General features: G+C 50.1%; 18 protein-coding genes. 4 read left to right on the forward strand and 14 right to left on the reverse strand.

Annotated features, from left to right (window positions below; genetic code table 11):
• Nucleotides 1-137 precede the first annotated feature (137 nt).
• Together mfd and ACO6V1_RS10315 are read left to right on the forward strand one after the other, a co-directional pair.
• Nucleotides 138-3596 (forward strand): transcription-repair coupling factor, encoded by a 3459-nt coding sequence (gene mfd, locus ACO6V1_RS10310; RefSeq protein WP_422466771.1) that lies wholly within the window; start codon nucleotides 138-140, stop codon nucleotides 3594-3596.
• Nucleotides 3597-3704: 108 nt separating this feature from the next.
• The gene (locus ACO6V1_RS10315; protein ID WP_422447996.1) at nucleotides 3705-4541 is read left to right on the forward strand and encodes a CsiV family protein; all 837 of its coding nucleotides are present in this window, start codon (nucleotides 3705-3707) and stop codon (nucleotides 4539-4541) included.
• 232 nt (nucleotides 4542-4773) lie between these two features.
• Here ACO6V1_RS10315 and ACO6V1_RS10320 read toward each other — a convergent pair whose 3' ends face one another.
• The 7 genes from ACO6V1_RS10320 to ACO6V1_RS10350 form a co-directional block, all read right to left on the reverse strand.
• Nucleotides 4774-5214 (reverse strand): ATP-binding protein, encoded by a 441-nt coding sequence (locus ACO6V1_RS10320; protein ID WP_422447998.1) that lies wholly within the window; start codon nucleotides 5212-5214, stop codon nucleotides 4774-4776.
• Nucleotides 5215-5216: 2 nt separating this feature from the next.
• On the reverse strand, nucleotides 5217-5549 hold the full coding sequence (locus tag ACO6V1_RS10325; protein WP_101747520.1) for an STAS domain-containing protein: 333 nt from the start codon (nucleotides 5547-5549) through the stop codon (nucleotides 5217-5219).
• A 50-nt stretch (nucleotides 5550-5599) separates the two neighbouring features.
• Nucleotides 5600-6769 (reverse strand): PP2C family protein-serine/threonine phosphatase, encoded by a 1170-nt coding sequence (locus tag ACO6V1_RS10330; protein WP_422448000.1) that lies wholly within the window; start codon nucleotides 6767-6769, stop codon nucleotides 5600-5602.
• Nucleotides 6770-6805: 36 nt separating this feature from the next.
• Complete coding sequence (locus tag ACO6V1_RS10335) at nucleotides 6806-7855, reverse strand: mechanosensitive ion channel family protein (protein ID WP_422466773.1); 1050 nt, start codon at nucleotides 7853-7855, stop codon at nucleotides 6806-6808.
• A 134-nt stretch (nucleotides 7856-7989) separates the two neighbouring features.
• Nucleotides 7990-9009, reverse strand: coding sequence for a beta-N-acetylhexosaminidase (gene nagZ, locus ACO6V1_RS10340; RefSeq protein WP_422466775.1), 1020 nt, complete (start codon nucleotides 9007-9009; stop codon nucleotides 7990-7992).
• 26 nt (nucleotides 9010-9035) lie between these two features.
• Nucleotides 9036-9518 carry a L,D-transpeptidase family protein gene (locus tag ACO6V1_RS10345; RefSeq protein ID WP_422448008.1) on the reverse strand — a complete coding sequence of 161 codons (483 nt, stop codon included), beginning with the start codon at nucleotides 9516-9518 and terminating at the stop codon, nucleotides 9036-9038.
• Nucleotides 9519-9552: 34 nt separating this feature from the next.
• On the reverse strand, nucleotides 9553-10182 hold the full coding sequence (locus ACO6V1_RS10350; protein WP_422448010.1) for a TetR/AcrR family transcriptional regulator: 630 nt from the start codon (nucleotides 10180-10182) through the stop codon (nucleotides 9553-9555).
• A 146-nt stretch (nucleotides 10183-10328) separates the two neighbouring features.
• Here ACO6V1_RS10350 and lexA point away from each other — a divergent pair, with 146 nt between their 5' ends.
• Together lexA and ACO6V1_RS10360 are read left to right on the forward strand one after the other, a co-directional pair.
• On the forward strand, nucleotides 10329-10925 hold the full coding sequence (lexA, locus tag ACO6V1_RS10355) for a transcriptional repressor LexA (protein WP_422448012.1): 597 nt from the start codon (nucleotides 10329-10331) through the stop codon (nucleotides 10923-10925).
• A gap of 194 nt (nucleotides 10926-11119) precedes the next feature.
• Nucleotides 11120-11551 carry a hypothetical protein gene (locus tag ACO6V1_RS10360; protein ID WP_422448014.1) on the forward strand — a complete coding sequence of 144 codons (432 nt, stop codon included), beginning with the start codon at nucleotides 11120-11122 and terminating at the stop codon, nucleotides 11549-11551.
• A 20-nt stretch (nucleotides 11552-11571) separates the two neighbouring features.
• Here the strand turns inward: ACO6V1_RS10360 and ACO6V1_RS10365 are convergent, their stop codons facing one another.
• The 7 genes from ACO6V1_RS10365 to ACO6V1_RS10395 all read right to left on the reverse strand — a co-directional run.
• Nucleotides 11572-11814: a hypothetical protein gene (locus ACO6V1_RS10365; RefSeq protein WP_101747527.1), complete on the reverse strand. Its 243-nt coding sequence runs from the start codon at nucleotides 11812-11814 to the stop codon at nucleotides 11572-11574.
• A gap of 128 nt (nucleotides 11815-11942) precedes the next feature.
• A complete protein-coding gene (locus tag ACO6V1_RS10370) occupies nucleotides 11943-12419 on the reverse strand; it encodes a DUF6586 family protein (protein WP_146000036.1) in 477 nt (158 codons plus the stop codon).
• Between the two features lie 282 nt (nucleotides 12420-12701).
• Nucleotides 12702-15344: a type I DNA topoisomerase gene (topA, locus tag ACO6V1_RS10375; protein WP_422448016.1), complete on the reverse strand. Its 2643-nt coding sequence runs from the start codon at nucleotides 15342-15344 to the stop codon at nucleotides 12702-12704.
• 779 nt (nucleotides 15345-16123) lie between these two features.
• Nucleotides 16124-17959, reverse strand: coding sequence for a hypothetical protein (locus ACO6V1_RS10380; protein ID WP_422466777.1), 1836 nt, complete (start codon nucleotides 17957-17959; stop codon nucleotides 16124-16126).
• Nucleotides 17960-18199: 240 nt separating this feature from the next.
• Nucleotides 18200-19726 (reverse strand): FAD-dependent oxidoreductase, encoded by a 1527-nt coding sequence (locus ACO6V1_RS10385; RefSeq protein ID WP_422466779.1) that lies wholly within the window; start codon nucleotides 19724-19726, stop codon nucleotides 18200-18202.
• A 388-nt stretch (nucleotides 19727-20114) separates the two neighbouring features.
• A complete protein-coding gene (locus ACO6V1_RS10390; RefSeq protein WP_422466781.1) occupies nucleotides 20115-20792 on the reverse strand; it encodes a hypothetical protein in 678 nt (225 codons plus the stop codon).
• Nucleotides 20793-20844: 52 nt separating this feature from the next.
• Nucleotides 20845-21286 (reverse strand): hypothetical protein (locus ACO6V1_RS10395; protein ID WP_422466783.1); only part of this gene is annotated, 442 nt, incomplete at its 5' end.

Here is a 21286-nt window from a genome sequence, read left to right on the forward strand (position 1 = left end):
CCAATCTTTCTGCCTTTGATTTTCCTCCTTATTCCACCATTTCCCGCTGGCAATACTGGGAGAACAGGATCACAACCGCTACAATCCACCACTTATATCTGTATTTGGGGTAAATCAGGAGAGCCTTCAGGATTTTCATGTTTCAACACACTATTCCTCTGCCAACCCACCCCGGCGACAAGCTTCAGTGGGGAAATCTCGCGAAAGCCGGGCCTGCCTTGACCATTTCCTGTGCTGCGGTATCGGACAACCAGCCGCTGATGATTATTACGCCGGACAGTTCATCAGCAAACCGGCTGGAAGAAGAGCTGGCCTTCTTCCTTGCTGAAGAAGCCAACATCCATGTTCAGCAAATGCCGGACTGGGAAATACTGCCCTACGATACCTTTTCACCCCATCAGGATATTATTTCCCAGCGACTGTCAACGCTCTACCACCTTCCCCTGACCGACAACCGTGGCCGAAAAAAAATTCTGATTGTGCCCGTGACGACGCTGTTGCACCGCCTGTGTCCGAAGAACTATCTGCTGGGCAGCTGCCTGTCGTTGCAACCGGGCACCCGGTTTATCATTGATGAACGCCGGGGCCAGTTTGAACAGGCCGGATACCGCTGTGTGGACTCAGTGATGGAACATGGCGAGTTCGCTATCCGTGGCTCGATTGTTGATATTTTTCCCATGGGGGCTGACACGCCCTATCGGGTTGACCTGTTTGATGACGAGATAGAGTCACTGAGAACGTTTGATCCTGAAACGCAACGCTCCATTGCAACGGTTGAGGAGATACAACTGCTACCGGGGCATGAGTTCCCCCTGGATAAGCAAGGGATAGCGTTATTTCGCAGTAATTTTCAGGAAACCTTTGACGTTAACTATCGTGAATGCCCGATTTACCAGGATATCAACAAAGGTATTGCCAGCCCGGGCATTGAATACTATCTGCCTCTCTTTTTTGAGGAGACGTCAACGCTTTTCGACTACATGCCAAAAAACACCCGAATACTGATCTACGACACCGTGAGTTCATCGCTGGATCATTTTTATTCGGATGTTCATGCACGTTACGACAACCGCCGTGTTGATCCGCAAAGGCCAATACTTCCGCCATCCCGGGTTCTGATGCCCTCGGAGGAGCTATACAGCAGACTGAACGACTTCCCCAGAGTCACACTGTTTGAGCAGCCTGTTGCACCCAGGGCCGGTCGATTTAATTTAAATCGCGAGGAATTGCCGGAACTGACCATTAATGCCCGGCTTGAGCAACCACTGGCCCACCTCAAAACCTTTATAAATGGCATTCATCATGTCCTGCTGGTCGCCGAAAGTGCCGGACGGCGGGAAGTACTCCTGGAGCTGCTGAGCCAGAATAATATAATGCCTGACCTGTGTGATGGCTGGTCCGCATTTCTCAAAGAAAAGCCCGCTCTGGCGGTCAGTACCGGGCTACTGGACAACGGACTGTATCTACCGGAAGAACAAATTGCTGTTATCCCGGAAGCGCTTTTGCTCGGCCAGAGAGTACAACAGACCAGACGGCGGAAGACAGAAGACGAACACAGTGCCGACCAGGTGATTCGCAACCTGACCGAGTTAAGAATCGGAGCCCCCGTGGTTCATATTGACCATGGGGTTGGCAGATACAGAGGGCTGGAAACACTGGCAGTGGATGGCCAGACCACGGAGTTTCTGACCCTGGAATATGCCAACGAAGCCAAACTCTATGTACCTGTTGCTTCTCTCCACCTGATTTCCCGATACACTGGTGCCGATGATGAACTTGCCCCGCTGCACCGGCTGGGCAGTGAGCAATGGAGCAAGGTGCGGCGTAAGGCCGCCGAAAAAGCCAGGGACGTGGCCGTTGAACTGCTGGATATTTATGCCCGCAGAGAAGCACGAAAAGGGTTTCCTTTCACTGAGCCGGAGCAGAACTATCTGGCTTTCGCTGCCGCCTTTCCGTTTGAAGAAACGCCCGATCAGCAACAGACCATTGCCGCCGTTATTGGTGATATGTGCGCACCAAAACCCATGGACCGCCTGGTCTGTGGTGATGTGGGCTTTGGTAAAACAGAAGTTGCCATGCGGGCCGCTTTCCTTGCGGCCCATAGCGGTAAACAGGTGGCCATTCTGGTTCCCACAACGCTGCTGGCGCAACAGCACTACGAAAGTTTCCGCGATCGATTTGCGGACTGGCCCGTAGAAATTGATGTTATTTCACGCTTCAAGTCACAAAAAGCCGTGGATCAGGTAAAAGAGCGGCTCACTGAGGGCAAACTGGATATCATTATTGGTACCCACAAAATTCTCCAGGGCGACCTGACCTTTAAAGATCTTGGCCTGCTCATTATTGATGAAGAACACCGCTTTGGGGTCCGACACAAGGAAAAGCTCAAGTCATTGAGGTCCGAGGTTGATATCCTGACCCTGACCGCAACGCCCATTCCAAGAACGCTCAATATGGCCATGTCCGGTATTCGCGACCTGTCCATTATCGCGACACCACCGGCACGGCGACTCTCGGTTAAAACCTTTGTCCGGCAATATGATCAACCCCTGGTGAAAGAAGCGATCCTCAGGGAGCTGCTGCGTGGCGGGCAGGTGTACTATCTTCACAACCAGGTGGAATCCATTGAAAAAGTAGCCAGCGACCTTCAGGAACTGATTCCTGAAGCACGGGTCATCACCGGTCATGGCCAGATGCGTGAGCGTCAGCTTGAACAGGTGATGTCCGATTTTTACCACAAGCGCTACAACGTTCTGGTATGCACAACCATTATTGAAACCGGCATCGATATCCCTAATGCCAATACCATCATCATCAACAGGGCTGACAAGTTTGGCCTGGCCCAACTGCATCAGCTTAGAGGCAGGGTTGGTCGCTCACACCACCAGGCCTACGCTTATCTGTTAACACCGACACCGAAATCGATGACGGCTGATGCCGCGAAACGTCTTGAAGCCATATCGGAAGCACAAACCCTTGGTGCCGGGTTTATGCTGGCCTCGAACGACCTGGAGATCAGGGGTGCGGGTGAACTGCTGGGTGAAGGCCAGAGCGGCCAGATACAGAGTGTTGGCTTTACGCTCTACACCGAGATGCTTGAGCGTGCCGTTAACGCCATCCGCAACGGCGAAACGCCCAATCCGGATCAGCCCTTGAACCATGGCACAGAAGTGAACTTACGGCTTCCGGCCCTGTTGCCTGAAGACTATATTCACGATGTCCATAGCCGCTTGATTCTCTATAAGAGAATTGCCGCCGCTGATAATGAGGAAAAGTTAAAGAACCTTCAGGTTGAGCTGATTGACCGGTTTGGCCTCTTGCCCGACCCGGCCAAAAACCTGTTCCGTCAGATGAAGTTAAAACTCTGTGCCCAGAAGCTGGGCATCAAGAAACTGGATGCCAGCAGCAAAGAAGCAAGGGTCGAGTTTGAAGAGCAGCCCAGTGTCGATCCCATGCTGATTATTAACCTTATCCAGTCAAGCCCTCAGCAGTTCAGGCTGGAAGGCAGCAGCATCTTAAAGTACATTGACGCAATGGAAACTTCGGAACAGAGGTTTAAGGCAACGGAAACGTTGCTGGGCAGGCTTGCGGGTTAACAGCTGATATCTAACAATAGCCACCTGGCTGGTTTTCAGACAGTCAGGAGCTGCTGCACAAAAGCCACAATCCCTGATTCCGGATTGGGTGATCCAAGGAAATTCTGTATGAAAAAACTTCAGCTTATCGCATTGTCGATAGCACTACTGGTTAATGTACCGCTTTCTGCTGCACAGAACGCGAGTGATGGAGGACCTGATATCCCATGGTATCAGGTGGATCTTGTGGTTTTTCGTTACCTCAACAATCACAGTGGCGAAGCCTGGCCTCCCGTTGCCGGTTACCGGGCACCTGGCAATGTAATCAAACTGCAAACTCACGCTGCCGACCCTGATGATAGCAGTCCTCTGTTTGACATTATTGAGCCTGTAAAGCAGAGCCATCCTGATGTTATGCGTGATGCCTACATCGACCTGCCAGCCAATGAAAGGATTCTGAACAGCCAGGTAACTGCACTTGAGAGAAATCGCAATTATCAGGTGATTACCCATAAAGCCTGGCGAATGCCTGTCAGCGCCAGATCGGGTAAACGACCGATTGAAATCCGGGCTGCTATCAGCGGGCAGGACAATCTGTTGCTGAATGGCACGGTCAGCGTCAGTGAAGAGCGCTTTCTGCATGTTGATATTGATCTGTGGCTGAATAAATTAAGTCCGGAACCACTGTACTCCGCCCTGTCCGGAAACAATTACGAACAAAAGACATCTGACGTTCTGGCTGCTTCTGATATAGGATCTGACAATCTGGTGAGACTGGATGATGGCTCCCCGCCTTTGCGTATAACCGATAATTTTCAGATAAAGCAGCGAAGAAGAGTTCGGAATGTAAAGGAAATTCAATACATAGACAGTCCGGAGATTGGCGTCCTGTTCAAACTTACGCCCTATGATCGCCCTGAGGCGCTGGTGGAAACGGGAATGATCATTTCAGAAAAAAGCAGCTGACGTTGCTAAAAATGAGTGAACAGAACAGTTCATCATTTCAATAAGCTTCATGTGGACAATCTCCGTTCACCCTGAGCGGAGTCGAAGGGTGACTGGCACAGTCTTTATTCAGGGTATGGATTTTATGTCCTTCGACTCCGCTCAGGACGAACGGAGTTTTGAAACCCAGAAATGTGTAAATTATTTCAGGACAGCTCCTAAATGACCCCATCAAATGTATTGAAACTGTGTACTAACTCCTGATCTGCTTACTCATGATAAAACTGTTTTTATCCCCAACAGTCTGATACTCAACGTTATCCATCAAACTCTGGACGATCGGCAACCCTCTACCGCTGCACAGCCACGCCGCAGGATTGTCAGGATCCACTGACATATCCCTGCTCCCCAGCTTACCCTGATCCATTGGCTTACCCCAATCACTGATGGTCAGCATTAAGCAAGCCTGCAAAAGACTGACCCCAACCTCAACCTTATGCCCCTTTTCATTACCATAGGCGTGCTCGATGGCATTATTCACAATCTCAACCACACACAGCTCCACACGATTCACCTCAACCGGGGACAGTGTTGTCATGGCACAAAGGCCCCGGACAGCCATGGCAACCAGGGTGGTATTCGCCAGCTCACTGTCAATCTCAAGCCTGACAGCCTGCCCCTTTTCGTCGGTCATGATTACTTCTCCTTAATGGCCTCGGTCACTGTAGGGAGAATGGTAAACAGCTTGTCCATAGAGGTAAGACTGAAAAGATCCATAACCGCAGGCTGGGCACTGGCCAGCTTCATGGAACCGGCTCCCCCCATTTTTTTCAGACCTGCCACCAATGCCCCCAAACCACTGCTGTCCATAAAACGCACCTGGGATAAATCAATCACCAGGTTATCGGAGCCATTGTCGATCTGGTCAAACAGATAAATCCTCAGAGGCTCTGATAAAGATGCATCAAGCCGGGTTTCGTCGATTGATACGATGGTATGCCCGGCATCATTTTTAGAATCAAATGGCATGTCGCTCTCCTTGCGTTATAAACGTTGCGTAATTAATAAGGCAAGCCTGGTTACGGCTGCCACTCCAGTACCAGATAAGTTACATCATCCTCAAAAACATCCGCTCCGGTCCAGTTAGTGATGTCCTGCTCAACCCGGCTGATCATGGCTTCAAGGGTGTGATCAAAAGCATCTTCCAGAGAAGCTACCAGCCGGTCTTCACCAAACATTTCACCGACATTGTTTTCACACTCCGTCACCCCGTCGGAGTAAAGAAAAAGTCGGTCACCAGGTTGCAGTGCAATAGTGACATTTTTATAGGTCATGTCCGGCATCATACCTATCGGTACGCCACCACAGGCAATTTTTTCGACAGATTTTGAACCGCTTTTCAGCCACAGTGATGATGGATGGCCAGCCTGTGACAACGTAACAGAACCGGTGCGGCTGTTGATTATCCCATAGGCAATGGTGAAGTAGAGCATCGACTCAGGTTTTGCCTGAAACTGCTCATTCAGACTCACCAGCACTTCATTGGGTTCTTTTATCCGATAAAAAGGTGGCTCGCTGAATGACGCCTTAACCAGCGATCCACTCCCGTCCTCACGAAGGGTATTGTTCAATGAAAAAGAAAACAGTGCTGAAGGAATACCATGTCCGGCTACATCCAGTTGATAGAAGCCCAGTGTCTCTCCATCAAGTGCCTGATAACCAAACATATCGCCACCAAGAATGCGGCTTGGTTTGAAATACCAGTTAAAATCCACACTCTGAATTTTCGCTGGCTCAGAGAGCAGACGAGCCTGTGTTTCTGCCGCCGACTCCAGGTCTTTTTCTATGGTATGTATTTTATGTTCAAGCGCCGCTTTTAATTCGATAATTCGAATGCCGGCATTCAGGCGCGCACCAAGCTCATCAAAATCCACTGGCTTATTGATAAAATCATCAGCACCACGGTTAATTCCTTCCACCACGGCCTCACGATCCGAGTTACCCGTTAGCAGCATGAAATAGATATAGTACCCAAAATCACTGTTACGGATCGCCTCACACAGCTCAATACCATCCATATTGGGCATCATCCAGTCGCTGATGACAATCCGGATATCAGGATGGTTTTCCAGAACATTCAGTGCTTCATAGCCGTCTGATGCCTCAAAAACACGATGCCCCTGCTTTTTCAGAACCACAGACAGAATCATTCTCTGGTCACGGGCATCTTCAACAATCAATATATCCATTAGCCTTGTTATCAATTTTCATCGTAGTGAATATAACTACTGTGTTATCGACCCATCAGAAAGAATCCTTCGAGTCGGATAAGCAAATGACGCCCCTTCCTCGTTAACAACCGCTGCAACCAGAAGCAAAATAGATTGCTGAGCCTGTAAAAAACCAACACGATCCGTTCTTGTGATATGCACCCGAACCTGACATAAAAGGGCAGAATCATCATAACGAATGAAAACGGCATAATGAGGCTCACGACTCTCAACCTCGGGAACCTGTAGAACAAGATCATCTATGCGGCTGAGAATACGGGGTATTTTGTCAATATCCTCGTAACGAAGAGCAAAATTTTCAATCATCCGGCGGTTTTTCATTCGGGTGGCATTCTCCACCACTATGCCGGTAAAGATTGAGTTTGGAACATAAATAGGCCGTCTATCAAAGGTTCGTATTTTTGTCAGACGCCAGCCAACCTTTTCGATATGCCCTTCAATGGATCGGTCCGGAGAGCGAATCCAGTCACCCTCGGTAAAAGGGCGATCCAGCATCAGCATTAATCCACCGAAAAAATTGGCCAGCCAGTCCTTGGCAGCAAGACCCAGAATAATACCGCCAATACCACCAAAGGCCAGAAGGGTTGACAGGCTATAGCCGAAGGCCTGGGCAAGACTCAGCAGTGTAGAAACAACGATAATCAGCTGCACGGAACGGGCAATCACTGAAGGCGATAGGCGCTCGCGCCACCGCTCGCCCATGGAATCCAGTACCTCTGGCATGTTCAGGCTGATTTCCCAGATGAACCAGGCCGGATAGATGGTCAGAATGAGTTTTTGAATCAGTTGCAGGGTTTCATTGACATCCGACCGCTCAAGCCCCGGCCAGTAATGCGCCGAATAGAGAATGAACAACACCCAGGGCAGCGTCAGCAAGGGCCTGTGCAGTATGTTGATAGCCAGGCACCAGAAGACCCGTTCCGGCCCCTTTTGCTCACCATGGGCCAACCACTTTATGCCATAAAATGAAGCAGCAGCCAGCAAAAAGGCAATCATCAAATGAGAATAGAACGAGATAAATTCGGGGTTCATAATCGGGATCATTCAGGGATTTCAGTTGGTTATTTTTATAAATTGTAGCCAGTTTGTTTACTATCCTCTTTCAAGCATTCCCACAACCGCTTAGAAAGAAAGTTACCCTGAATTGCCGGACGGTGATGGCCATGGCACCATTAAAGTCAGCCTGCTTCAAAAGCCTTTGTCAGCATTTTACGCGCTTTTCTGTAGCGCTCTGACTGTTCAAGAGACGCCCAGTCAGTGTATGAGTCAGGCATCAAACCATCCGGACCGACGCCGCGTAAACCCGAGCCATCTATTTCAGCCAGTACCTCCCGCCCCCCCTGACGATTACAGATAATCAGGAGATCACAACCAGCATCCAGGGCTGCCCTGGCCCTGGCAGGATAACTGCCGGTTTTCGCCGCTCCCTCCATCGACAGGCAATCGCTGATAACCAGCCCCTCAAATGACAGCTGATTGCGTAACACCCCTTTCAGCCATTCTGAAGAATAACCCACCGGATGCCGGTCAATAGCGGGAAACAGGATATGGGCCGGCATTAATGCCTCAACCCCCTTTTGAATCATTACCCGGAAAGGCTCCAGGTCTGACTGACAGATCTCATCAAAAGTACGATCATCCAGGGGAAGGCTCACATGGGAATCAGCATCCACATTCCCATGGCCCGGAAAGTGCTTGATCACCACGGACATTCCCGCTTCATGAACCCCATCAATCCACAATGAGGCCAGGTGATTCACCTGCTCAATCGAACGCCCAAAAGCCCGATCTCCCACGATCGACGTTTTACCATGATCAATATCCAGCACAGGCCCCAGGCAAAGATCTATCCCGCAAGCCAGCAACTCAGAGGCCATCAGCCAGCCTGACTGATAAGCCAGCTGCTGATGCTGATCCGGGTCAAATGCCCCATAAGCCTGCGCCGGAGGTAGACGGGTAAAGCCATCCTTGAAGCGTTGCACACGCCCACCTTCCTGATCCACACAAATTAACAGATCCCGACGAACATTCCGGACAGAACGAACCAGGGCAATTAACTGTTCCCGACTCTGATAGTTCCTGGAAAAAAGGACAATACCCGCAACACCGGGCAGGGAAAGCAGCTGGTGTTCTTCGGCGGTCAGCTGCACTCCCTCGAGATCAATCAAAAGAACACCACGGTTCAGGCCTGTTGGCACGACTCTCTCCTCTAAAAAAAACGGTATCAGCTAAGCTGTATATCGATCCTGGTACCGGTATCTACACGGTCAAACAGATCGATAATATCTTCCCCATGCATTCGGATACATCCCCGCGAGCCGGGTTCACCCATCACTGCCGTATCCGGCGAACCGTGGATATAGATATAGCGACGCATGGTATCAACATTACCCAGCCGGTTATATCCGGGCTCCAGGCCACTGAGCCATAAAATTCTGGTTAATATCCAGTCCTTTCTTTCAGGGTACTGCTGACAAAGCCCGGGGGAATAAATCTCACCGGTAAAGCGACGTCCGACAAATACTGAATTAGTCGGCAGACCGGCACCAATTTTCGCCCGGATAACATGCTGACCAAGAGGTGTTTGCCAGCTCCCCTCCTGCTGCCCGACTCCCTTGCTGGCAGTAGACACAGAATAAACACGGCGCTTGCCGTCCTTCTCATGCAGCACCATCTCCTGACTGGCAATATGAACAGTAAGATGCATCGGTAAATCAAGCTCTGTATGGTTAAATGATCCGTCAGGTGTGCGATCTTAGACCTGCCGCCATGAAAGGCACCATCTTTCTCATGATATCTTCCAGTTCAGTCCTGACCCCATAATCGCTTTCCGCAATAGCCCTCAGTGCATCCGCTCCTGAAAGGGTAAACACAGCGGAACCCAGAATAAAATAGACGCGCCAGAACAGGTCATTCAATGGCAACTCAGGACACGCTTTTACCAGCAACTCCAGATAAGCCTGGAATACTTCCCCGTAGACGTCGCGCAAATATTTCTTCAGATGCCCCTGGCCCTGTGTGTAGGCCAGGCCAATCATCCTCATACAAACAGAGAGATCTTCAGGGCTGCGGGGTTTAACCGCCATGATCTGATCCACCAGTAAATGAAGTATTTCTTCCAGATCAAGAACGTCATTATTATCCTGATATCGCACAAGAGCCCCGGAAAGATTGCTGACAAAAGGATCAAGAAAACGGGAAAAGACCGCCTGGATCAGGGATTTTTTGGAGCCGAAGTGGTAATTAACAGCGGCCAGGTTAACACCCGCCTGACTGGTAATTGAACGCAGCGAGGTCTCTGCGAACCCATGCTCAGCAAATAACTTCTCGGCAGCGTCCAGAATCCTGTCTACTGTCGCTGACTGTGACATGTCTGTAAAACCTCCAATGTAAACATTTGTTTAAAACTAACGTTTGCCAACTGAAACATCAAGTTAGATTAATAAGACAGGGGTGGTTGCAGTCAGCAAAATACTGTATATAATTACATGTACTGTATAAAAACACAGATTTAATCATGTATAAATTGACCAAGCGCCAGACTGAGATTCTTGAACTGATCAAATCTCATATAGAAGAGACCGGTTTCCCCCCCACTCGTGCAGAAATCGCACAGACCTTCGGGTTCCGATCACCCAATGCAGCAGAAGAACATCTCAGAGCCCTCGCCCGCAAGGGAGCTATCGAGATCACCCCCGGAACCTCAAGAGGTATCCGAATCCCCGGCACTGAATCTTCCGGCCTGCCTATTGTAGGACAGGTTGCTGCAGGAAGCCCCATTCTTGCCCAGGAACATATTGAAGACCACCTGTCCATCAACCCTGATTTCTTTTCCCCCAAAGCAAACTTCATGCTTCGGGTAAAAGGGATGAGCATGAAGGATATCGGTATTCTTGACGGGGACCTTCTGGCTGTCCATAAAACATCAACCGCAGCCAATGGCCAGATTGTCGTTGCCAGAATTGACGACGAAGTAACGGTCAAACGTTTTGAACAGGTTAAAAACAGAATTTACCTGCACCCGGAAAACAAAGAATTCAAGACAATCGAAGTAGACCTCAGCGTTGATACCTTTGCTATCGAAGGACTGAGTGTGGGGGTTATCAGGAACTAGTGCGGCTAAGCGTTATTACCCGTAAACCACGTTCACCCTGAGCGGAGTCGAAGGGTGCTTGGCACGATCTATCAGAGTCCGGAGTTTCCGCCTTTAGGCCCTATGGGTCCTTCGACAAGCTTCAGGACGAACGGTATGGGCAACAGCGCTTAGCAGCACTAGACCCTGACGATCTCTGATGTAGAGGACCTGACATGCAAGCATTAACACCATCATCCAGTCAGAACGGTAACGCTCCCTGCATTGACAGTGAACCTGTCAGCTTTATTGATGAGCTGATTCTCTCAGGCCCGCCCTGGCAATCAGGACGTTTTCTGAAGACTGTTCTGTATGAGCTGGCTAACCATCAGGATCAACGCTGGCTTACCCTGATACTGTCCAGTGAACAGGCAAAAAGCACCATAAACTGGCTGAAGTCATCGGGCATCAGCAGGCAGCGCCTTCAGGTTCTCAACCCTTCCGCAGTGGCAGACCCACTGAAACTCACTCGCAAGGCACTGGCCTCAGGCACCAGCCACACCGTGGTCAGCTGGATCGAGCAGATGGATAGCATCACACTCTCTGAACTCGAGACCGCCGCTCGCTCAGGTCAATGTCAGGGACTGGCAATCAGGAACAGAGGATAACTGGAGGGTTTGTATGACAGTCAGTGAAGAACCCGGTTTTCAGGGATGTATTCTCCAGCGTCAGCTTCTGTTTTACGCCCGACTTCTTCTATGCAGGCATCCAGCATAGCCTTGGCTACCTCCACCTGATCTCCCTGGAGAAAGTCAAGCAACTCCCGGGAGAATGACATGGTAACCAGGGGCTCGGCGTTCTCCTCATCACTGCGACGCAAAACGATTTCGCCGGAAGGCAGTTCAACAATTTCAAGAAACGACGCTGACATAAATAGTGACACCGGGATTTTAGGGTTAGCGGTGAAGCATTGTGCATTAGCCAGCAGAGGCTTTCAAGATATCAGCCCTAAAGAGCTGAATATGGCTGGCAATGAACAAACCTGAAAACATCAGAAACCTACCACTCCAGGCTGAAGTTCCGACTATAGGTAACCAGCTCCTTCAAGGACTCAAGCACAGAAAGAAAGCCTTCTGACTGATCAAACCGCACACTATTGGCATTAAACAGAGGAATTTCATTCCGCTCAACACTTTTACGCTGTATAGGCATGGCACAGTCCTGATGACTTTTTAATAACGCCGACAACCAGGAATCATGTTGCTCAAGACGTTCAATGTACTGCAACTCAGTAGACACCTCTCCTTTGTGATGAACACTGTTCATTGCCTCGTCAAGAGAGGGTAGTTGATTTACCGGCAAACGGTAATTCGTCATAATTTCAGCCAGTAATGACCGGTAAGCCTGAACCATTGCATTCAGACAGGCCTCACGAAATGCCGGCTTGGCAAGATCATCAGCATCTTCCCAGGCATCCAGCAACAAACGGGCGTGAAAGAGCATTTTATTGGTATATCCCTGCCAATTGTTTGTCATAACCAACTCCATCAATCTTTCGGGAACAACTTGTGCTTTGTCGAGCTCAAAGTTTATAAGTAGCTGGCCATATGAAATCACATATTTCTGGCTACTTGGGCAGGAGCTATGCGAGGCACAACGGAGGGAGCATAGCCGTAGCTATGTGACCGGAGTTGTAACGAAGCATAGTGCCTGAACAAGGAGTCAGAAATATGTGATTTCATATGGTTAGCTACTTAACAGCCATAATACAACAGGGCTTCATAGCCCTGTCTCACGAAACTGGGGTTTGAGATCAATCTAACCGGACTGGCGCTTTTTAGACTGCTTTTCATGCCAGCGGCCATCTTCAAATACCGCACTCCAGCCCGTTGCCTTACCATCAAGCTCGGACATAACGTACTGCTGTTTGGTCTTACGGCTGTAACGAATAATTGCCGGATTGCCATCAGGGTCCTGACGGGGAGCATCCATCAGATAACCGTATTTAGGGTCGATCATGGCCTGATGGGGCAATAGCTCCGCCACCAGCGGAGCACGGGTCTCTCTGTTCTTGGGAAATTGACTGGCCGCAAGGAACAATCCGGACGCGCCATCCCTGAGCACATAATGGTCATCAACTTTTACGCACTTTAACTCAGGCATGGGCACTGGCTCCATTTTGGGTGGAGCAGGCTCACCACTTTTCAGCAACTTTCTGGTGTTCTTGCATTCACTGTTGGTACAACCAAAATATTTGCCAAAGCGCCCGGTTTTCAACTGCATTTCACTGCCGCACTTATCACAGTCAAGTACGGGGCCATCATAACCTTTTAATTTGTAACTCCCCTTCTCCACCTCAAAGCCGGAACAATCAGGGTTGTTACCACAGACGTGTAACTTTCTCTGCTCATCAATCAGATAGCTTTCCATCGCGGTAGAGCACTTGGGACAACGACGCATGGCTCGCAGGGCATTAACCTCGGCGTATTCATCATCGGCGTCTTCCACCTCTTCACCGGGAACCAGGTTAATCGTCGTTTTACAGCGTTCCTTCGGTGGCAGTGAATAACCGGAACAACCCAGAAACACCCCGGTCGATGCAGTACGAATCATCATGGGTCGATGGCAAGTAGGACACTCTATATCGGTCAGGGAGGGTTCATTTGCGCGCATCCCTCCTTCACTCTGTTCAGCCTGGGTTAACTGAAGGGTAAAGTCGGTATAAAAATCATCAAGAACCTGCTTCCAGTTTTTTTCACCTTCAGCAATATCATCGAGTTTCTCTTCCATTCTTGCCGTGAAGTGAAAGTCCATGAGCTCATTAAACGACTCATTCAGACGATCAGTGACAATATCGCCCATTTTTTCCGCATAAAAGCGGCGATTCTTCACTGAAACGTAACCACGGTCCTGAATGGTGGAAATAATCGACGCATAGGTCGACGGCCGACCAATACCCTGTTTCTCCAACTCCTTGACCAGTGCCGCTTCGCTGAAACGGGCCGGTGGGCGGGTGAACAGCTGTTTGGGGTCCAGTTTTTCCAGGGTCAGGGCTACCCCTTTTTGCAGATCCGGCAGAATCACATCTTCGCCTTTTCTGGCCAGAGGCTTTTGCACCCGGGTATAGCCATCAAACTTCAATGTCCGTCCCCTGGCTTTGAGCTGATAGCCGTTAACGTCGACGACCAGAGACGTACTGAGATACTCAGCAGGCGTCATCTGACAGGCAACGAACTGACGCCAGATCAAATCGTACAAACGCTCCGCATCCCGCTCCATTCCAGACAGATCATCAGGCTTTAACGTAACACTGGATGGTCGAATCGCTTCGTGAGCTTCCTGGGCACCTTGCTTGCTGCTGTACAGATTTGGCTGCTCCGGACAGTATTGATCACCATACTGTTTGGCAATAAAGGACCGGGCACTGGCAACCGCATCCTGACTCAGATTGGTGGAGTCGGTACGCATGTAGGTGATGTAACCCGCCTCATACAGGCGCTGCGCCAGCATCATGGTTTTCTTGACACTGAAACCCAGGCGCGTGCTGGCCGACTGCTGCAGTGTTGATGTGATAAAAGGTGCCGAAGGCTTGCTCTGGGTTGGCTTATCTTCCCGGCTGGTCAGAGCGTATTGACCCTGCTGTAACTGAGCCAGGGCTTTATCCGTTTCCGCCTTGCCTGTTGGCCTGAAATTTACCCCGTTCTCTTTCACCACCTGAAAACGGACGGCATCACTCCCGGCAGCCTGGAGATCGGCATAAACTTCCCAGTACTCTTCAGGAATAAAACTGCGAATTTCCCGCTCACGCTCCACCACCAGCTTGACAGCAACGGATTGAACACGCCCGGCAGAGAGCCCACGGGCAATTTTTGCCCAAAGCAGCGGGGAAACCATGTAACCAACCACCCGATCCAGAAACCGGCGGGCCTGTTGAGCGTCAACCCGATCCTGATTTAACTGCCCGGGGGATTCAAACGCAGACTGGATGGCTTTCTTGGTAATTTCGTTAAAGACAACACGGCGATAGCGCTCCGGGCTACCACCAATGGCCTGCTGCAAATGCCAGGCAATGGCTTCTCCCTCACGGTCCAAATCCGTTGCCAGATAAATGGTGTCAGCGTTTTCTGCCAGACGGGCAAGTTCGTCAACGACTTTTTCCTTGCCCGGCAAAATCTGGTATTGCGCTTCCCAGCCATTATCGGGGTTGATCCCCATACGGTCGATCAACTGCTCACGGGCCTTGATTTTCTTGCGGCGCTCACGCTCCTCAGGTGAGAGCTTTTTAGTCTCGGCAGCTGCCCTGGCCCTGGCCTTGGCATCCACGGTTTTCTTCGGCCCACCCGCTGTTGGCAAATCCCGAATGTGACCCACACTGGATTTGACAACAAAGTCTTTGCCCAAATATTTGTTGATCGTTTTCGCCTTTGCAGGCGACTCCACAATAACTAGCGATTTACCCATGCTGCCTTACACGTCCTGTCATCTGTTCCAATGTTCTGGCTGGTCAGATCTGTGAGCAGATAAATCGCCCATCATACTCAATAATCAGACCTGCTGAAATAGAGTCTACTCGCCAGAACAAGAAAAGCCGGGATAGAAATTGCTTCAATATATAAGGCGAAGTCAATAATCGGTCAAGGAAAACCATCAACCTCGTTCCCGTAAAGGAGTGGGTTATTTTCCTGTATGATCCGGTACAGAGCCTTATTTCCAGTACCTTAAAGCCACTTTCCGACTCGAATATTCTGGTCACATTTCCTCCGGGCAACTCAGCACTCAAACACCTGTAACAAAATCAGGCTGCCTGACTTACCCATCACTTTTTTATGCAAACCAGCCATGCGAACCAGCATATTTTCATGGTAATCAGTAACGGCTGAAACCCTTAAACGCTTAACACGGTTTTACCTGTTAACTCAACCATAACTATTCAAAAGCCTGATTTCCGTTTGAAAATCATCCGGATAAAGCAAGCCTGCCCCAGTCATTTTCGATTGGCCATACAATCAGTTTTGTAAATATAACCCGCTGACAAAAAAGCCCGGAAAAATCGGGTTACCGGAGTAGGAAGTGATTTGTTGCTATAACAGCTTGTGTAATCGCACTTGTCCTGGCTGCATTAATCATCAGGCTATAAAGCGGTACTCATTCTGCGGGGATTGCAAGAGTCAACATCTTCATATTCGCCAACATCTTCATTTATGTGTTCATGACAGGGCATCACCTGTTCCCGGAGTTCCTCATAAAACGGGGCCCCTTGCCCGTATGGGTGGTTGTTCCGGTAGTAGTGGTTTTTTCAGTCCGAGCGGCTCTTGAGGTGGCCTTCCGGATCGTTGTTCACCGGCAGGTTCCCCTCTTGCCTCTCCCCTGAAGGTTTCTATCATCGGTTTATCAACCTCCTCCTGTACCGCAGTATTATTGATTGTCACCAATTCCTGCAGGTCATCCGCATCGGCGGGGGATGACCTGCGGTGATAATGACGATAGATGTACACCCCTGCCACACCAGCAACCACAAAGGCTGCAGCCCCCAGGGCGATACCGGCTATTGCGCCGGTACTCAGGGTAGCCGCCAGCGGTGTACTGGTGGGCACTGCCATGGTGGTCCCCGACAGGCCGGAAAAGTTCATGGCGGGGCTTGATATCGTCGCATGCGGTGCCGCACTGGTGGGCAGTGCCATGGTGGTTCCCGACAGGCCGGAAGAGACAAGGTTGCATAACTCCACCCGCTCATCCGAGCCATCGTAGCAATTGTCTATACCATCACATATCAAAGCGGTAACACATTCGTTATCATCGCAGAGAAAGTTATGTCCCCGCTCAATACAGTCAGCCAGTGTGCAGTTCTCATCGGAGCCATCATCACAATCAATATACCCATCACATTGCCAACCGGCGCTAATACAGCGGCTGTCGTCGCATAAAAAGGTACGGTTCAGCCTATCACAGTCAGCTAGTGTGCAGTTCTCATCGGAGCCATCCTCACACTCCGCATCCCCATCACATTGCAAAGCGTCACTAACACATTTTTTGTTATCATCGCAGAGAAAGTTATGTCCCAGCTTAATACAGTCAGCTAGTGTGCAGTTCTCATCGGAGCCATCCTCACACTCTGCCTCCCCATCACATAGCCAACCGGTTCTAATACAGCGGCTGTCGTCGCAGAAAAAGGTACGGTTCAGCTTATCACAGTCAGTTTGTGTGCAGTTCTCATCGGAGCCATCGCCGCAATTTTTCTTCCCATCACATCGCAAATCGGCACTGACACATCTTTTGTTATCGTCGCAGAAAAAGTTACGTTCCAGCCTGTCACAGTCAGCCAGTGTGCAGTTCTCATCGGAACCATCAGCGCAATCGACCTCCCCATCGCATTGATGACCGGCATGAATACATTCGCCGTTGTCACAGGGGAACTCACCATCAGCGCATGCTGCCTTAGGCTCTGTGGTTGGGGCGGGCGTTTTGGTGTGTGCAGGTGTTGTTGCTGATGACCCGCCGACAGCGGAAAGGCTGGCCAGAGCTCCAAGTGCCAGGGCCATGTTTGGCAACTGGCCAGTCCGGGCAGAGGCGGTGGCCGGTGGGCTGGTCGGCTGAGGTGTTTGCTGTGATTTCTTTTTTTTCTTGCCTTTGTCGTTTGTTGGGGAGCCGTCCACCGTACTGTCCGCCCGGCTCTGCCCTGGTGCCAAAGCGGTAGCCGACCCACCAAAAAGATTCCTGAGCCGGGCCGCCGTGGAAAGGGTGACAAAGCCCTCCAGCAGAGTGCTGATCTCCTCTGGCAGCACTGTGTAAGGCGACACCAGCCGGGCACCCAGCGCAACACTCTGGAAAAAACTACTGTTCTGCCCATCGGAACTGCCAATGGTGAACAGTGGACCTTCATCCCCTTGCGCCGACTGCAGCACCCCGGGGGGGTTATAATCAGGATGCAAAGAGTGCAATAACGGGATCACAACGTACTGGGTGGCGACCTTAAACCTTGACCATAGCCCCCCATTTCCCCCTTCCCCTGGCTGAACCGCTACGGACCCGGGAACGGTGGCTGTGCCCGTTGGCTGAATGGTAGTTTGGGATATCAAAGTGATTACCTCGCAAAATAAGGCAAGAATAGGCAAGACTCAGACGGTGAAAAGAACCGTTTGAATTATCAGTGGAAATTTTAGAGCCTTGTTGAAACTTTAAACAGAACAAAGCCACTGCCAAGAACCGTAGCCGTTAGCAGCTTCAAGGTACTCCCTGCATTGCAAGGCACAAAGAAGGGAGCATAGCCTTAGCTATGTGACCGGAGTTGTAACGCCGCAGAGTGACTGTCCAATTGGTCAGAAAATACGAGACATGATTTGTTTGATTAAAAAGGGTATGTTCAGCGGAAATGAGCTGGCTTTTCTGGGTGTGAATGGAATTGCCAAATCTTTCACATCCTTATCCGCATTTTTCAAACCTTCGGCAAAGAAAAAATTGGGTGTCTCTTTTGCGTCACCAATAGCTTCACTCTTGCCAAACGGGAGTGCCACGTAAGGTTGTGCCAGTTTTTGTTTCTCTACAGTGAAAATGGCATGGCTCAAGTTCTCCTTTTTTGCCCCTCGTGCGGTATGGCTGTCGGTATCGACGTAGGTTGGTGCCATCAGCCAAGCCCGCTTCGTCGGAGTCACTGTCGCTGCACAAATCAGTGCATTCCACTCAAGCTGTTGTTCGGGTTTGAGGTTTGTGGGGCACTGTCCGGAAATCCACAATTTCTCAGAGTTGGCATGGGATAAGAAAATGTAGCACTGAGGGTAATAATTGCTGCGCCATCCCAGCCTCTTGAATTCAGGCAGCAGGTCAGCAGGTATTTTTTCTTGGGCTTTGAGGAGGGCACCGGTTTTGATCTCTGCCCAGCTTGGATGATGGATATAGGCGCATTGGCATCTGCCGCTAAAAGGGGTATTGACAGTTATTTTTTCCAGGCTGGCTCCCAATTCTTGTAACGATTGGCGCGATGTTCCATGCACGCCATCGGCATGAATAATTGAATCGAAAGCAATACGCCCCGATGGTGGTAAATCCATGGTTTGAATCCATGGGTTAAAAGAACCGGCTCTGGTTTGATGCTTGATATCTATCAAATCCGGATATTTTGTTTTCGCGTACTCCATATAGATACGCTGGATAACGTCGGTCTGTAAGCTGGTATAGTTGTTGCCGTTTACTTGTTCCCGAATGCTTGCCAGGCTTTTGGGATGCGTTATATCCGATTTCTTTCTGTGAGAAAAAACGTATCCCGGGCCGTGAGTGCTTTCCAGAGCGTCCAACATCTGATTAATTGCATAAGTTGCTTCTGGCCTTAAAACCATAACGCTTGAGCGGATATCCCACTCCTCTTCATTGCGGCCTTCACACAGACAAACCTTGTGACCTTTCCTTGCCAGCTCCACCGCTGCCATCAATCCTGTCGGACCGGCACCGGCCACTACCGCATCATAATGGGGAATTTTCTCCTTGCTTAACAATTTGGCTCTTTGCTGAGCTAATGATGCCCGTTGCTCACCAATAAGAGCGTTACTTTCGTGAAGCTGTTTAACCTTCTCGCCCAGCTGATCCAATGATTTAATTGTTTTATCGGCTTTGAGGATCTTAATCTTTTTCTGCTGAATGTTTTTGGGTTCAAGACTTGATAGATTATTGTTTTTTTGAGTCGTTAAACTGCTGGTCTGGTTATTATTAGATCGGGCAATTTTTCGGCCAAATCGTAGAAAGCTGAAATTGAATCGGGACTTCTTGGCAGGCTGTTCAGAGCGTGGTGCTGTTGTTGTGGAAAGTGTTGTGGAAGGTGTTGGTCTTTTATCTGATGGAATCAAAGTCCCCATGTGCCATCTCTCAAGAGTTGTTTTTATCGATATGTTGGCGTAACAAACAGTTTAATCGGCATGTCATAGGAAAAATGGTGGTTCAGGCATAAAAAATGCCGATCTATGCCACCATTCTCCAGTTTTGCTACCTCTGCCAAAGCGAGCCTGTCAAAGCCTGTGCAGCTGTTTTGAATGAGTGTTAACGACCCGTTGCTTCCATGGCAATAAGGAATAGTCCTTGAATAATTTCCACATTTCGGAGCCTCCAAACTCCGTTCGTCCTGAGTGCTGAGCTTGTCGAAGCATCGAAGGGCGTTAACTCCGAAGCATGATAGATCGTGCCTGGCACCCTTCGACTCCGCTCAGGGTGAACGGAGATTGTGCATATCAAACTCATTGAAATGATCTACTTTACAGCGGTTCTTATTCTGCGGAGATTGCGAGTTTCAATCTCTTCATATGCCTGCCCCACAGTATTGATGGCCACCAACTCCTGCGGGTCATCGGCAGCGGATGACCCGCGGCAATAACGACGATAAATGTACCTCCCTAACTCCACGCCTGCCACCGCAAAGGCAGCAGTCCCCAGGGCGATACCGACTACTACGCCGGTACTCAGGGTAGCCGCCAGTGGTGCTGCCGTGGTGGGCAGCGTCATGGTGGCCCCCGGCAGGCCGGTCAAGTTCATGGTGGAGTCCGCTACCGTCGGTGCCGGTGTGGCCGGTAATGGCTCCCTGACCACGCCTGAAGAGTAACCTGAGCTCCTGGCAAAACTGTTCACCTGCGTAGTATTGGTAACCACGGCCCCGCGCCTTGTGGCGACTGTTGGCACTGTAGCGGCTGTTGTCGCTGTAGCGGCATTTACCGGGCAAGCATCACTGTACGAAACATCCAGCGCATCGTACGAAAAATCCAACGCATCCAGAAATTCAGTTCTCAAAGAGCAATCGGCTGTTAACACACGCAGGTCTGCTTTTTGGCAAAGAAGCTGATCATTGGAGATAGAAGAATTCCCCTCTTTAATGCCATTGACATAGCTGTTCACCGCCGTGGTGTTGGCAACCGTTCCTCCACGGTAAACCACCCCCCCCCGATGCCGGCGTCTGCATACCTACCCGAGGTTTCGACCGTGCTGTTCACCGCCGTGGTGTTGGCAACCGTTCCGGAAACCTGCCCCCCCCGATGCCGACGTCTGCATTTTTACCCGAGGTGAAAATATGAACATTTTCGGCCCAGATATCACTGACTGTGCCATTAACATCAACAACACAGGCTGCTAACCCAGCCACCTCCTTGGAATTTATATTGGCACCAGTAAAGTGAAGGTGATGGATGCGGCCTTGTTTCAGAGTGTCAACAAAACATTTAGACAGGTTGCTGATGGTACGGCACTGCCCATCGTACTCCCCGGTAAACGGATCGTTCTTATTACCAATGGACTGGTTTAGCTGGCTACCATCAATATCCGCCGTCTGCCGGTAAGTGCCATTCAGTGGATAGTCCGGATCACGGCCAATCTTGCCCAGGGTTGTGGCATTCGGCACCTTAATCCACCCTTCGGTTTTACTGCCGGATGGG

Source organism: Endozoicomonas sp. ALC013 (genome assembly GCF_049310205.1).
Classification (GTDB): Bacteria; Pseudomonadota; Gammaproteobacteria; order Pseudomonadales; family Endozoicomonadaceae; genus Endozoicomonas.

Coding starts and splice junctions, on each gene's coding strand:
- mfd (WP_422466771.1), top strand. CDS start 138: ATGTTTCAACACACTATTCCTCTGCCAACCCACCCCGGCGACAAGCTT.
- ACO6V1_RS10315 (WP_422447996.1), top strand. CDS start 3,705: ATGAAAAAACTTCAGCTTATCGCATTGTCGATAGCACTACTGGTTAAT.
- ACO6V1_RS10320 (WP_422447998.1), bottom strand. CDS start 5,214: ATGACCGACGAAAAGGGGCAGGCTGTCAGGCTTGAGATTGACAGTGAG.
- ACO6V1_RS10325 (WP_101747520.1), bottom strand. CDS start 5,549: ATGCCATTTGATTCTAAAAATGATGCCGGGCATACCATCGTATCAATC.
- ACO6V1_RS10330 (WP_422448000.1), bottom strand. CDS start 6,769: ATGGATATATTGATTGTTGAAGATGCCCGTGACCAGAGAATGATTCTG.
- ACO6V1_RS10335 (WP_422466773.1), bottom strand. CDS start 7,855: ATGATCCCGATTATGAACCCCGAATTTATCTCGTTCTATTCTCATTTG.
- ACO6V1_RS10345 (WP_422448008.1), bottom strand. CDS start 9,518: ATGCATCTTACTGTTCATATTGCCAGTCAGGAGATGGTGCTGCATGAG.
- ACO6V1_RS10350 (WP_422448010.1), bottom strand. CDS start 10,182: ATGTCACAGTCAGCGACAGTAGACAGGATTCTGGACGCTGCCGAGAAG.
- lexA (WP_422448012.1), top strand. CDS start 10,329: ATGTATAAATTGACCAAGCGCCAGACTGAGATTCTTGAACTGATCAAA.
- ACO6V1_RS10360 (WP_422448014.1), top strand. CDS start 11,120: ATGCAAGCATTAACACCATCATCCAGTCAGAACGGTAACGCTCCCTGC.
- ACO6V1_RS10365 (WP_101747527.1), bottom strand. CDS start 11,814: ATGTCAGCGTCGTTTCTTGAAATTGTTGAACTGCCTTCCGGCGAAATC.
- ACO6V1_RS10370 (WP_146000036.1), bottom strand. CDS start 12,419: ATGACAAACAATTGGCAGGGATATACCAATAAAATGCTCTTTCACGCC.
- topA (WP_422448016.1), bottom strand. CDS start 15,344: ATGGGTAAATCGCTAGTTATTGTGGAGTCGCCTGCAAAGGCGAAAACG.
- ACO6V1_RS10385 (WP_422466779.1), bottom strand. CDS start 19,726: ATGGGGACTTTGATTCCATCAGATAAAAGACCAACACCTTCCACAACA.